12 protein-coding genes are annotated in these 13,353 nt (G+C 69.9%); 6 read left to right on the top strand and 6 right to left on the bottom strand.

Annotated features, from left to right (window positions below; all coding sequences use genetic code 11):
• Window positions 1-18: 18 nt before the first annotated feature.
• Window positions 19-483 carry a hypothetical protein gene (locus tag QWI33_RS23275; protein WP_289959336.1) on the top strand — a complete coding sequence of 155 codons (465 nt, stop codon included), beginning with the start codon at window positions 19-21 and terminating at the stop codon, window positions 481-483.
• A 155-nt stretch (window positions 484-638) separates the two neighbouring features.
• Here QWI33_RS23275 and QWI33_RS23270 read toward each other — a convergent pair whose 3' ends face one another.
• From QWI33_RS23270 to QWI33_RS23250, 5 genes are all read right to left on the bottom strand, one after another.
• Window positions 639-1,640 carry a LacI family DNA-binding transcriptional regulator gene (locus tag QWI33_RS23270; RefSeq protein ID WP_289959335.1) on the bottom strand — a complete coding sequence of 334 codons (1,002 nt, stop codon included), beginning with the start codon at window positions 1,638-1,640 and terminating at the stop codon, window positions 639-641.
• 174 nt (window positions 1,641-1,814) lie between these two features.
• Window positions 1,815-2,936 (bottom strand): glycoside hydrolase family 53 protein, encoded by a 1,122-nt coding sequence (locus tag QWI33_RS23265; protein ID WP_289959333.1) that lies wholly within the window; start codon window positions 2,934-2,936, stop codon window positions 1,815-1,817.
• Between the two features lie 4 nt (window positions 2,937-2,940).
• Entirely contained in the window at window positions 2,941-3,837 is an 897-nt protein-coding gene (locus QWI33_RS23260; protein WP_289959332.1) for a sugar ABC transporter permease, read from the bottom strand.
• A 2-nt stretch (window positions 3,838-3,839) separates the two neighbouring features.
• The gene (locus tag QWI33_RS23255) at window positions 3,840-5,210 is read right to left on the bottom strand and encodes a carbohydrate ABC transporter permease (protein WP_289959331.1); all 1,371 of its coding nucleotides are present in this window, start codon (window positions 5,208-5,210) and stop codon (window positions 3,840-3,842) included.
• A gap of 13 nt (window positions 5,211-5,223) precedes the next feature.
• Complete coding sequence (locus QWI33_RS23250; RefSeq protein WP_289959329.1) at window positions 5,224-6,573, bottom strand: extracellular solute-binding protein; 1,350 nt, start codon at window positions 6,571-6,573, stop codon at window positions 5,224-5,226.
• Between the two features lie 273 nt (window positions 6,574-6,846).
• Between QWI33_RS23250 and QWI33_RS23245 the strand changes: the two genes are divergently transcribed.
• The 5 genes from QWI33_RS23245 (at window position 6,847) to QWI33_RS23225 (ending at window position 12,912) form a co-directional block, all read left to right on the top strand.
• Window positions 6,847-8,811, top strand: a complete 1,965-nt coding sequence (locus QWI33_RS23245; protein WP_289959328.1) for a beta-galactosidase — start codon at window positions 6,847-6,849, stop codon at window positions 8,809-8,811.
• Between the two features lie 59 nt (window positions 8,812-8,870).
• Window positions 8,871-9,986, top strand: a complete 1,116-nt coding sequence (locus QWI33_RS23240) for a glycoside hydrolase family 53 protein (protein ID WP_289959327.1) — start codon at window positions 8,871-8,873, stop codon at window positions 9,984-9,986.
• 61 nt (window positions 9,987-10,047) lie between these two features.
• On the top strand, window positions 10,048-11,178 hold the full coding sequence (locus tag QWI33_RS23235) for a glycoside hydrolase family 53 protein (RefSeq protein ID WP_289959325.1): 1,131 nt from the start codon (window positions 10,048-10,050) through the stop codon (window positions 11,176-11,178).
• Window positions 11,179-11,354: 176 nt separating this feature from the next.
• On the top strand, window positions 11,355-11,966 hold the full coding sequence (locus QWI33_RS23230; protein ID WP_289959324.1) for a cysteine hydrolase family protein: 612 nt from the start codon (window positions 11,355-11,357) through the stop codon (window positions 11,964-11,966).
• A 16-nt stretch (window positions 11,967-11,982) separates the two neighbouring features.
• Window positions 11,983-12,912, top strand: coding sequence for a GlxA family transcriptional regulator (locus tag QWI33_RS23225; RefSeq protein WP_289959323.1), 930 nt, complete (start codon window positions 11,983-11,985; stop codon window positions 12,910-12,912).
• 19 nt (window positions 12,913-12,931) lie between these two features.
• Here the strand turns inward: QWI33_RS23225 and QWI33_RS23220 are convergent, their stop codons facing one another.
• Entirely contained in the window at window positions 12,932-13,303 is a 372-nt protein-coding gene (locus QWI33_RS23220) for a DoxX family protein (RefSeq protein WP_289959322.1), read from the bottom strand.
• Between the last annotated feature and the right edge of the window lie 50 nt (window positions 13,304-13,353).

Genomic DNA, 13,353 nt, shown 5'->3' with positions numbered 1-13,353 from the left:
CTCTACCGGAGGTGGAAGATGGAGCGCACTCCCTCGACCCCGTACTCCCGCATCGGCGGCCTGGCCGCCCTCGGCGGCTCGGTGCTCATGGTCGGCTCGATGTTCATGCCCTGGGTCGACACCGCCGGAGGCGGTTCCCTCGACTACTGGCACCTCTCCGGCATCGAAGGCGTCCAGCCCGACACCCGGACCTACGTCATGTCCCTCGGACTCATGCTGCTCCTCGTCGTCTGGAGCGCCCTCTACTTCACGCTCCACACCCACGAGACCCGCACCGTCTGGGCCTTCGGCGGCCTCGCGGGCGCCATGCTCATGTACGGCAGCGACCTGCGCATCAGCGAGGACCTCCCGGCCGGCTCGCTCGCCGCGGGCGAGGCCGCGGCCGCCGCGGGCCTGCTCCTGCTCCTGGCCGGGTCCGTGATGGCGCTGGCCGCGAACATCCCCGAGCCCGCGCCGGTCCGCCACGGGAAGGTGACGCTCTGAGCGCTGGGCGGGTAGTACATCACCCGCCACACATCACGCAACATGCGTCGCCCTGCGCACACGGGCGGTAATACATCACACGCCACATGTCACGTACCGCGAAAAGGCGGGGCGCCCGGATCACCGGGCGCCCCGCCTTCGCGCATGCGCTTCGATCAGGCGCTGTCGCGGACGATCAGCTTCGTCGGCAGGATGACCGACTCGACCTCCTCGTCCTCCAGCAGCTCGAGGAGCAGCCGGACGGTCTCCTCCGCGACCTTCGCCAGCGGCTGCCGGACCGTGGTCAGGGCCGGTCGGGTCGCCGACGCGATCGCCGAGTCGTCGAAGCCGCCCACGGCCACGTCCTCGGGGACCCTGCGCCCGGCCGCGTGCAGCGCCTGCAGCGCCCCGGCGGCCATGAGGTCGGAGGCGACGAACACCGCGTCGAGGTCCGGCACGTTCTGCAGCAGCCGGTGCATCGCGGCCTCGCCGCCGGCCTGCGTGTAGTCGCTGTGCACGACCATCTGCTTCCCGGCCTTGCGGCCCAGCACGCTGGTAAACCCCTCCAGGCGGAGCGAACCGCCCGGGGTGTCGAGCGGGCCGGTGATCATGCCGATCTTCCGGCGGCCCTGCTCGACCAGGTACTCGGCCATGGCACGCGCCCCGCCGCGCTCGTCGGCGGCCGCGTACGGGATCACCGACTCGCGGCCCAGCACCGCGCCGAGGGCGACCGCGGGCACGCCCGCGCGCTCGATCTCGTCGAGCAGCGGGTCGCCCGCGTGGGTGGAGATGAGCAGCGCACCGTCGGCGTGGCCGCCGCGCAGGTAGCGGGCCACCCGGTCGCGGCCGCCGTCGTCGCCGGCGATCATGAGGACCAGGGACATGTCCCGGTCGGCCAGCTGGTTCGTGGCCACGCGCATGAGCACCGAGAAGTTCGGGTCCTCGAACAAGCGCTCCTGCGGTTCCGAGAGCACCATGACGATCGAACCGGTGCGGCTCGTCTTCAGGCTCCGCGCCGCCCGGTTCACGACGTACCCGGTCTCGGCGACCGCGCGGCGCACCGCCGCCTCGGCCGACAGCGAGACGTTCGCCTTGCCGTTGAGGACGCGGGAGACCGTGCCGCGCGAGACGCCCGAGGCCGCCGCCACGTCGTGGATCGTCGGTCGTTTCCGTGTCAAGATGCTCAGCTCTCCCTTGTGTCTCACTCGATTATCACTCGCCCCGGCCATCGGGACGGGCCGAGGCCCGCTCCGCCTCACCGGTCGAGCGGTGCGCGGGGAGGCCGCCCAAGGGGACGGCGGCCTCGCCGCCGATGCCGCAAGGCATGTGCGAACGGCTGCGCCCCAACGGCGTCACCCGCCGCCCAGCGCCCGCAGCGACGGCAGCGCGTTCCCGTCGAAGTCGAACAGCGCCTGGTTGGCCCAGGAGCTGCCGGACTCGTCGACCACGTCGTCGCCGTACTCCATCCCGGCCCGCGAGGCCCAGGTGGTGCCGTCGACCGGAAGCCACGCCGGCTCCCAGTAGACGACGCCGAGGCCGCGACCGCCGGGCACGGCCTCCACAATGGCGTACAGGTCGCGCAGGTACGCGGCCTGCCCCTCGGGTGAGGCCGGGTAGCCGCCGGCCTCGGCGAGTTCGGGCTTGAACACCTGGTGGTGCCCCGCAGGGGAGGCGCCGGTCCAGGCGTACGCGGTCTCGACGACCACGAGGTCCTTCCCGTAGCGGGCAGCCAGGTCGTTCAGGTTGGCGCCCAGGTCCTCCAGGGTCCCGTGCCAGTACGGGTAGTAGGACAGGCCGATGACGTCGAAGTCGAGGCCGCGCGCGGTCGCCTGCTCGAACCAGCCGCGGTAGAGCTCGTTCGCGCCGCCGAAGTCGAGGTGGATCATCACTCGTGCGTCGCCGGCCTCGCGGACGGCGGCGGTGCCGGCGGCCAGGAGCCTGGCCAGCCGGTCGAACGCAGCCGGGTCCTCGCGCTCGAAGCGGCGTTCCGCGTCGATGAACCGGGGCGTCCGGCCTTCGGGCCAGAGCATCCCGTTGGTGATCTCGTTGCCGACCTGGACCATGTCGGGCGAGGCCCCGGCCGCCTCGAGTGCGGCGAGGACGTCGGAGGTCCAGTCGTGCACGCGCGATTCGAGGTCCGCGCCAGTGAGACCGCGCCAGGCCTTCGGCGTGGACTGCTTCTTCGGGTCCGTCCAGAAGTCCGAGTAGTGCAGGTCGAGCAGGACCGCGTGACCCGCCGCCTTGGCACGGCGGGCCAGCGCGATCGTCGTCGCCAGGTCGTTCGTGCCGCCCATGTAGGGCTCGCCGGACTCGTCGCGCGGGTCCACCCACAGGCGCAGGCGGATCCAGTTGACGCCTTGCGCGGCAAGGAGCTCGAAGAGATCGTGCGCGGTGCCGTCGGCGCGGAAGACCGCGCCGCGCTGCTCGATCTCGGCGGTCATGGAGACGTCGGCGCCTCTGATGGGAAGGGTCATGCGCCTATCCCTTCTCGGCGCCGGCGCTGGCGCCGGTGACCAGGTAGCGCTGGAGGACGATGTAGAGGATCGTGATGGGAAGGGCGAGCACGACGGCGCCGGCGGCGAACGTGGTGTACGAGTTGGCGTACTCGGAGCTGATCATGTTGAACAGGCCGAGGGCGACGGTCTGCTTGTCCGCGCTTTGCAGGACGAGCCGGGGCAGGATGAAGTCCATCCACGGCAGCGTGAACTGCGTGATCGCCACGAAGGTGAGCATGGGCCGCATGAGCGGCAGGATGATCTTCGCGAAGATCGTGAGGCGTCCGGCCCCGTCGATCGCGGCGGCCTCATCGAGGCTCGCGGGCAGGTTGTCGGTGTAGCCCTTCATGAGCCAGATGTTGTACGGGAGCGCGCCGGCGATGCTCACGAGGGCGAGGCCGGTGAGGGAGTCGAGCAGGCCGAAGTTCAGGAAGAGCATGTACACGGCGATGGCGGCCAGGAAGGCCGGGAACATCTGCAGGATGAGGATGCTCAGGAGCCCGGCTTTGCGGCCCTTGAACTTGACGCGGGAGAACACGTACCCGCAGACGGCGGCGAGCACGACCGAGCCGGCCATGTTGAGGACGGCGACGTAGAGCGAGTTGAGGTACCAGCGGCCGTAGTCGGTCTCGGTGAAGAGGTTCAGGTAGTGGGCGATGGTCGCCTCGGAGGGGAACGGCGAGACCTCGCCGAGTCCGTCGCCGGGGCTGAGGGAGGCGCCGACGACCCACAGGAGCGGGAAGATGACCACGGCGGCGACGAGGACGAGTTCGAGGTGGATGAGGACCGTGGAGAGGCCCTCCCCGCGGGGGCGCCTGCGGCGGCGCGGCGGTGTGGCGGTCCCGCTGGGCGCGGGGCGTTCGGCAATCTTGGCGGTCATGGTCAGAGCTCCCGAATCGCCTTGGAGCGGTTGAGGTTCCACACGGAGATCGTGCCGACGATGAGGAAGATGAAGAGGCTCATCACGGCGCCGATGTTGTAGAGCTGGGTCTCGAAGGTGAGCTTGAACAGCCAGGTGACGAGGAGGTCGGTGCTGCCGGCGAACCGGTAGTCGGCGTTCTCGGGGCCGCCTTCGGTGAGGAAGTACACCACGCCGAAGTTGTTGAAGCTGGACACGAACGAGAGGATGAGCAGGGGCGCGACGGTCTTGTGGACCACCGGCAGGGTGATGTGGCGCAGCTGCTGGAAGGAGCTGGCGCCGTCCATGCGGGCGGCCTCGTAGTAGCTGGCGTCGATGTTGGTGAGCACGCCGCCGACGAGGGCCATGAAGAACGGGAAGGTGAGCCACAGGTTGATGAGGAGCACCACAGCGCGGGCGAGGTTGGGGTTCGAGGCGTCGGTGAACCAGTAGATGCGGTCGTCGGTGAGGCCGACGTCCATGAGCCACTGGCTGATGGGCCCGAACTGGCCGTTGAACATGGAGCGGAACACCAGGGCGGAGACGATCGCGGGGACCGCCCATGGCAGCAGGAAGATCGACCGCCACACGCGCGGGGCCTTGACCTTCTTGTTCGCCAGGAGCACGGCCTGGAAGAAGCCGAGCGCGTAGGAGGCGACGGTCGTGACGAGCGCGAACACGAAGGTCCAGGCCAGGACGCCGAGGAACGTGTCGGTCCAGGCCGAGCCCGAGAGGATCGCGCCGAAGTTCTCGAAGCCGACCCATTCGACGAGGTTCTTGGGGGGCAGGTGGTCGCGGTTGTAGTTCGTGAAGGCGACGAGGATGACGAACAGGACCGGCAGGACGGACATGAACACGACGAGCACGAGGCCCGGCGAGAGCATGATGTACGCGAACGCGCTGTCCCACAGGCGCCGGTAGTAGGCCGCGGAGGATTCGCGGGCGCCGCCGGTGTTGAGCGCGGTGCGGTAGGCGGCGGCGTCGCGGATGCCCCAGATCCAGATGACGGCCAGGAGGGCGAGGACGAGCAGCGCGATGAGGCCGCTGGCCAGGAGGGTGATGGAGTTGTCGCCGTCGGAGAGCCCGGTGAGGGTCATCTGCCGGGACTGGGTGCCGAGGGTGAACAGGCCCCAGAGGCCCTTGACGAAGAACCCGCCGTTGCCGCGGGCCGTGAAGTCCATTCCGGCGTAGTAGTTGCCGGAGGCGATCTCCCAGCCGACCAGGCCTGCGAAGAACGCGAAGTAGAAGGCGGCTTTGCCCGCCTGGCGGTTGAGGAGCTGGCCGGCCCCCCACACCAGTGCCGAGGCGAGGCCTGGCACCAGTGCGGGGAGCCTGCTGCACGGAGCGTTGCTCATCGGTGGCTTGGCCCTACAGTCCGTGCAGCTCGTCGTAAGTGTCGACGGCCTTGGTCTGGGCGTCGGCGGCGGAGCTCAGGGAGTCCCAGACGTCGACGGCGAGGGTGTTGCCGACCTCCCAGAAGTACTCGGGGACCTGCGGGATGAGGTCGGCCTGGGCGGACTGCTCGACGATGCCGGCGACGTGCGGGTCGTCGGCGAGGCCTTCGATGCCGGCGAGGAGGTCGGCGTTGAGGGCCGGGATCTGGCCGGTGGCGGCGTAGAGGGCGGCGGCGCCGGCGTCCGAGGCCAGGAAGGCGGCGAAGACGCGGGCGGCGGCCGGGTACTTGGTGTAGCCGGAGACGACGGCGGTGTGCATGCCGGCGAAGGAGCTGGCGGGCTGGCCGCCGGCGACGCTCGGGAGCACGGTGACGCCGTACTCGAAGCCGTTGGCCTCGGCGCCGGTGTCGGAGTCGGCGAAGGCCCAGGGGCCGTTGATCGCGTACGGGGTCTTGCCGGCGGCGAACTCCTGGCGGATGTTCTCCTCGGTGGCGTCGGCGGCGGGGACGTCGAAGACCTCGCGCAGGCCCGCGTAGTAGTCGAGGGCCGCGATGAGCGCCGGGTCGTCGAAGTTCGGCTTCGCGGGGTCGAGGTCGGGGTAGAGCTGCCAGCCGACGGCCGAGAGGATCGAGTAGGCGTGGTAGATCTCGCCGGGGGTGAACTGGACGGTCCACTGGTTCTTGGAGGGGTCGTTGTACTCGGCGGCGAGTGCCTTGATGTCCTCCCAGGTGGCGGCCGGGGCGTCGGAGCCGGTGAGCTCCTTGAGGAGGGTCTTGTTGTAGAACAGCGCGATCGACTCGGTGGTGACGGGGACGGCGTGCATGGTGCCGTCGTCGCCGCCGGAGACGACGCCGGTGAAGGTCTCGCTCATGCGGCCCTTGAGCACGGTCTCGTACTCGCCGAGGGGGGCGGCCACGCCCTGGTCGATGGCGCGGGCGAGCTGGTCGTAGAAGGACATGTAGACGTCGGCGCCCTGCCCGGCCTCGCCGGCGGTGGTCATCTTCTCGACGGCGTCGTTCTGGGGCACGAGCTCGTACTCGACCTTGACGCCCTTGAACTGCTCGGTGAAGGCGGCGATGATCGCCTCGGCCACGTAGTCCTGCTCGAACCAGACCTTGAGGGCGGCCTTGCCGGAGGCGATGTCCTCCTCCATCACGTACTGCTGGGCGTCGGCGTCCCACTCGAGGCCGCCGCTCTGGGCGTTCTCGTCTTCCTCGGGCCCGCCGCAGGCGGCGAGGGTCCCGGCCGCGGCGACGCCGCCGCCGAGTGCGAGGAGGTTGCGGCGGTTGAGGGAGGGTCCCGCGTGAGCACCTTTGCTGCGCATGTCAAGTCCTTGTCTCGGTGAGTGGTGGCCTGGTCGGCGCTGGGCGTATGAATCGCGCCACCGGGCTGTGAACGTTTACACGAATCTAGCGACTCGGATCGCAGTTAGCAACCAAGTTTTGCGCCTAATGTCGGTTTTTAGAACAAAGATTCTTCATGAAACGATCACAATTTTGAAACGGCGCACGACAGATCCTCAGGTTGCGTGATCACCGGGCGTCGAGTACTGTGCACGTTCACAGGCATTGATGCAAGGAACCTCACAGGAGACACGGTGCAGACCATTCGCTACGGAGGCGACTACAACCCCGAACAGTGGCCCGAGGAGGTCTGGCACGAGGACGTCCGCCTCATGCGCGAAGCGGGGGTGAACCTCGTCAGCCTCGGGATCTTCAACTGGGGGATCATCGAGCCCGCCCCCGGCGAGTACGACTGGACCGGCCTCGACAAGGTCATCGGGCTGCTGCACGACGGCGGCATCGGCGTCGACCTCGGCACCCCCACGTCCAACCCGCCCTCGTGGCTGCGCCGCGCCCACCCCGAGATCCGCCTGGTCGACTTCGAGGGCCGCACCATGGCCTCCGGCTCGCGCCACGGCGTATGCCCCTCCCACCCGGTCTACACCGACGCGTGCGAGTCCATCGTGGAACAGCTCGCCGCCCGCTACGGCGAGCACCCCGCCGTCCAGATGTGGCACCTGCACAACGAGTACGGCTGGGCCAACGTCCAGTGCTACTGCGACGAGTCCGCCGCGCACTTCCGCCGCTGGCTCGCCGCCGAGTACGGCGACACGGACGCGCTCAACGAGGCCTGGGGCACCGCCTTCTGGGGCCTGACCTACCGCGACTTCGACCAGGTCGAGGCCCCCGCGATCGCCCCGCCCGGCGTCAACCCCGCCCTGCAACTGGACTGGATGCGCTTCTCGAACGACGCGCACCTGGCCAACTACCGGCTCCAGCGCGACGTCATCGCCCGCCACTCCCAGGCCCCCGCGACCACGAACTTCATGGTGCCCAACTGCAAGGACATGGACTACTTCCGCTGGGCCGAGCACGTGGACGTCGTCTCCAACAACCACTACCTCATCGCCGAGCGCGAAGAGCACGAGATCGAGCTCGCCATGAGCGCCGACCTCACCCGCGCCGTCGCCGGCGGACCGTGGATGGTCATGGAGCACTCGACCTCGGCCGTGAACTGGCAGCCGCGCAACATCGCCAAGACCCCCGGCGAGATGCGCCGCAACTCCCTCGCGCACGTCGCGCGCGGCGCCGACGGCCTCATGTACTTCCAGTGGCGGGCCTCCCGCGCCGGCTCCGAGAAGTTCCACTCCGCGATGCTCCCCCACGGCGGCACCGACACCCAGGTGTGGCGCGACGTCGTCGCCCTCGGCGACGACCTGAAGAGACTCTCCGCTGTGGTCGGCTCCGAGGTGCACGCCGAGGTCGCGGTCCTGTGGGACTGGGAGTCCTGGTGGGCCCTCGAACTCGAATGGCGCCCCTCGGTGGACCTGGAGTACCGCGAGCGCATCGAGGCGTACTACGGGTCGCTGTGGAAGCAGCACGTCACCGTCGACTTCGCGCACCCCGAAAGCGACCTCGGCCGCTACAAGGCCGTGATCGCCCCGTCCTCCTACCTGCTCACCGACGCCGCCGCCAAGAACCTGCGCGGCTACGTCGAGGACGGCGGCCACCTGCTCGTCTCCTACTTCTCCGGGGTCGTCGACGAGCACGACACCGTGCACCCCGGCGCGCACGCCTCCGTGCTGCGCGAGACGCTCGGCCTCTGGGTCGAGGAGTACCACCCGCTGCACGAGGGCACCCGGCTCGCCCTCACCTCGGGCGCGAGCGGGCGCATCTGGTCCGAGCACGTGCGCCTCGACGGCGCCGAAGCGGTGGCGGCGTTCGAGGAAGGCCCCGACACGGGCCGGCCCGCCGTGACGCGGCACCGCGTCGGCTCCGGCACCGCCTGGTACGCCGCGACTGCGCTCGACGACGCCACCGGCCTGCGCGACCTCCTCGCCCGAGTGCTCGACGGCGCGGGTGTCGCACGGCCGCAAGGCCTCCCGGACGGGCTCGAAGCGGTCCGCCGCGGCCCCCTCAGTTTCCTGATCAACCACACCGGTCAGGACCAGCACGTCCCGGACCTCCGGGGCACCGACGCCCTCACCGGCGCCGGCTACGCAGACGGCGTCCCGGTCCCCGCCGGGGCGGTCGTCGTCCTCGCGCACGCGGGGAGCTGAACCCTCGCGGCCCCAGACTGCACCACCTCTTGAAGCGCAACCCGTAAGGACGGTTCGCAATGAAGCGAAGAACCGCACTCACCACCGCGGCCGCGGCACTCGCCGCGCCCGCCCTGGCGCTCGGCACCGCCGAGTCCGCAGGCGCCCAGACCGCGTTCGCGCGCGGCGCCGACATCTCCAGCCTCGCCAAGTCCGAAGCCAAAGGCGGCGTGTACATGTGGGCCGACGGCTGGAAGGAGGACGCGATCTGGATCCTCCAGAAGAGCGGCGTCAACTGGATCCGCCTGAAGGTCTGGGTCAACCCCGCCGACGGCTACAACAACAAGACCCACGTCGTCAACGTCGCCAAGCGCGCCCGCGCGGCCGGCATGAACGTCCTCGTCGACTTCCACTACACCGACACCTGGGCCGACCCGGGCGCGCAGACCAAACCCGCGGCCTGGGCGAACTACAGTGTGGCGCAGCTGAAGACCGCGATCTACAACCACACCGCCGACGTCCTCGGGGCCATGAGCGCCGCAGGCGCGGCCCCGCAGATGGTCCAGGTCGGCAACGAGCTCAACGCCGGGATGCTGTGGCCCACCGGCCGCTACGACCAGCTCGACAACCTCGCGCAGTTCCTCATCTCGGGCGCCGGCGCCGTCCGCGCCACGGTCCCCGCCGCGAAGGTCATGCTGCACCTCGCCGAAGGCGGCAACAACTCGGTGTTCCGCTGGTTCTTCGACGCCATGAAGGCCCGCGGCGTCACCTGGGACGCCATCGGCGCCTCGTACTACCCCTACTGGCACGGCTCGCTCTCGGGCCTCCAGTCGAACCTCAACGACATGGCCTCGCGCTACGGCAAACCCGTGTACGTGGTCGAGACCGCGTACCCGTTCAACCCCGGCGACCGCGACGGCTTCGGCAACATCATCAGCGCCGCGACCCCCGTCTCCGGATACCCGGCCAGCTACACGGGCCAGTCCGACATGCTGAGGGCGATCGCGAACGTCGTCAAGGCCGTGCCGAACGGCCGCGGCGCGGGCGTGTTCTGGTGGGAGGCCACCTGGACCGCCGTCACCGGCAACGGCTGGGACCCGTACGACCCGAACAGCAAGAACGGCTGGGAGAACCAGGCGCTGTTCGACTTCGCGTGGAAGGCCACCCCGGCGCTCAAGACGCTCGGCACCCTCTAGACCCCGGGCCGGTCTCCGTGCGAGAGGACCGGCCCGCCCCCTACTCCTCGATAGGAAAGCCATGAAACGCAGAACCGCGCTCACCGCCGCCGGTGCGGCCGCCGTCGGCGTCGCCGCCGCCGGTGCGACCACCGCCGCGGCAGCCCAGACCGAGCGTCCCGGCAAGCCCCGCTTCGTGCGCGGCGCCGACATCTCGGGCCTGATCAAGAACGAGGACTACGGCGCGGTCTACCGCCGCGCCGACGGCCGCCGCGGCGACGCCGTCAAGATCCTCGCCGAGAACGGCGTCAACTGCATCCGCGCCAAGGTGTGGGTCGACCCCGCCGACGGCTACAACACCAAGACCCAGGTCGTCGAACTCGGCCGGCGCGCCAAGCGGGCCGGGATGGACCTCCTGGTCGACTTCCACTACTCGGACACGTGGGCCGACCCGGGCAAGCAGTACAAACCCGCGGCCTGGGGCGATCTCGGCTTCACCGAGCTGAAGACCGCGGTGTACGAGCACACCGCGGACGTGCTCGGCGCGCTCAAGCGGGCCGGCGTCGAACCCGGACTCGTGCAGATCGGCAACGAGACCAACGGCGGGCTCATCTGGCCCGACGGCCGCTGGGACCGGCTCGAACAGATGGCCGGGCTCCTGACGGCCGGCTGCGACGCGGTCGCCGACGTCCTCCCCAAGGCGCGGACGATCCTGCACCTGGCCGAGGGCGGCAACAGCGGCGCGTTCCAGTGGTTCTTCGACAACGCCGTCGCGAACGGCGTACCGTTCCACGCGATCGGCGCGTCGTTCTACCCGTACTGGCACGGCGAGCTCTCCGGGCTGGCCGCGAACCTGAACGACCTCGCGGGCCGGTACGGCAAGCCGCTGTACCTGGTCGAGACGGCGTACCCGTTCACCACGGGCGACTCGGACGGGTTCGCGAACATCATGACCGACCCCGAGCCGGTGCCGGGCTTCCCCTCCAGCCCCGAGAACCAGTCGTACTGGATCGAGGCGATCGCCGACGTGGTCAAGGCCGTGCCGAACGGACTCGGCAAGGGCCTGTTCTGGTGGGAGGCCACCTGGACGGGCGTCGCCGGCGCCGGGTGGGACCCGGCCGACCCGGCCAGCGGGAACGGCTGGGAGAACCAGGCCCTGTTCGACTTCGACGGCCGGGCGCTGCCGGGGTTGCGGACGTTGGGCACTCTGTAAGGACCCCCCGAAGACGCCGTGCCGTCTGATCCTCCGCGGCCCGTCCGGGTCAAGACCGGGCCGCGGAGGGTCGGGCGGCACGGTCGCTTCCAGGCCTTCGGAGTTGACCGGATCGGTCCGCTGTGCGGCGCGATCGTGCCTGGCCGCAAGGCTTCCGGGAAACGACGATTGACCGCATGAGAACCGCACTCTTCGTCATCGACGTCCAGGAATCCTTCCGCCAGCGCCCCGTCTGGGCCGCGATCTCGAACCCCGGCATCGTCGACAAGATCAATCCGCTCGTCGAGACTGCCCGCGACAACGGCGACCTGGTGGTGTGGATCCGTCATGTCGAACCGGGCACCGGCAACGTGTTCGACCCCGCGAGAGGGTTCGTCGAATATCTGCCCGGGATCAAACCCCTTGCGGGCGAACCGGAACTGTTCAAGACCTCGCACAACGCCTTCACCACCACGAACGCGCAGCAGATCCTCACCCAGCACGGCGTCGGCGAGGTCGTGGTGACCGGCATCCGCACCGAGCAGTGCTGCGAGACGAACGCGCGGGTCGCCTCCGACCTCGGCTACGAGACCGTGTTCGTCACCGACGCGACCGCGACCAACCCGATCCCGCACCGGGACGCCCCGCAGGACCAGAGCCTGGAGGAGCTCCTCGCCGACCCGCGCACGCTGGGGACCGACGCGATCATCGAGCGGACCGAGTACGCGCTGTCGGGGCGGTTCGCGACGGTGACGGGAGTGGACGCGCTGGTGCGCGAGTGGCAGGATCGTGCTTCCGGTCGCGACTGAACGCTGAGGGGGCGCGGTGTCCGAGGTGGTCTTCCTGCTGGTGCCGAAACTGCACCTGCTCGATCTGGCGGGCGCGGCGCAGGTCTTCTCGACCGCCGCCGACGTGCTGCCCTCGTCGCGCGGCTCGGCCTGCTACCGGCTGCGGTACGTCGCCGACGACCCCGAAGTGCCAACGGCTCAGGGGCTCGCGGTGAAGGCCGAGACCGCATGGCCGAAGCTCGGGGCCGACGATCTGGTCATGGTGCCGGGCTGGCGATCCCCCGGGACCGCCGGCGGCCCGCGGCTCTCGGCCTCGCAGGCCCGGAACCTGTACGACCACCACCGCCTCGGCGGCACGGTCGCGAGCGTCTGCTCGGGCGCGTTCGCGCTCGGGCAGTCGGGCCTGCTCGACGGGCGGCGGTGCACGACGCACCACGACCTGCAGGAGGAGCTGGCGCGGCGTTTCCCTGAAGCGTCAGTAATACGTGACGTCCTATATACCGAGGACGACCGCGTGATCACCTCGGCGGGCATCGCGAGCGGCATCGACCTCGCATTGCATCTCGTGGCGGTGCGCCACGGCCCTGCGGTCGCCGCGCGGGTGGCGCGGGAGATGGTGGTCTTCGCACGCCGCAACGGGGACGAACCGCAGGCGAGCGCGATGCTGCGCCACCGCTCGCACCTCTCGGACGCGGTGCACCGCGTCCAGGACCGCATCGACGCCCACTTCACGAAGGCATTGCCGCTGCCCGAACTGGCGTCTGCGACGGGGGTCTCGCAGCGGACGCTCACGCGGCAGTTCACGGAGGCGACGGGCCTGACGCCGCTGCGGTACCAGTCGCTGCTGCGGCTCGAGCGGGCGGAGCACCTGATCGGTCAGGGCGCCACGGTCGACGCGGCGGCCCGGGCGGTCGGCTTCGCGGACGCGAGGATGCTGCGGCGCCTGCGGGCGGGCGCCGCAGCGTGAGCGCGTCAGATCGGGCCCGCTAGAAGGCGTACGGCCCGAACCGGCCCCAGGCGACGATCCCGGCGAGGACCAGGATGACGACGTTGACCGGGATGCTGGAGTACTCGCGTTTGCGCAGGTGGTAGATCGCGGCGAGGACCATGATCAGGCCCAGGCCGACCGCGGCGAGCGGGGTGAGGATCACCGCGATGCCGGTGAGTGCGGGCAGGACGAGGCCGAGCGCGGCGGCGAGCTGGGTGATGCCGACGAGCTTGACCGTTCCGGTGGAGAAGTCGTTCACCCAGGCCATCTTCGGGGCGAGCTTGTCTTTCGGCTGGGTCGCCTTCATGGTGCCGGCGAGGAGGAATGCGGCGGCGAGCATGATTTGGAGGATCCAGAGGAGCACGTTCATGGGGGCGATCTCCTTGAGCGATGAGTGGGTTCGAGCACCGTCCCATAAGT

The sequence above is a fragment of the Glycomyces tritici genome, from assembly GCF_030403505.1.
This window is presented reverse-complemented; position numbering and strand designations above follow the sequence as displayed.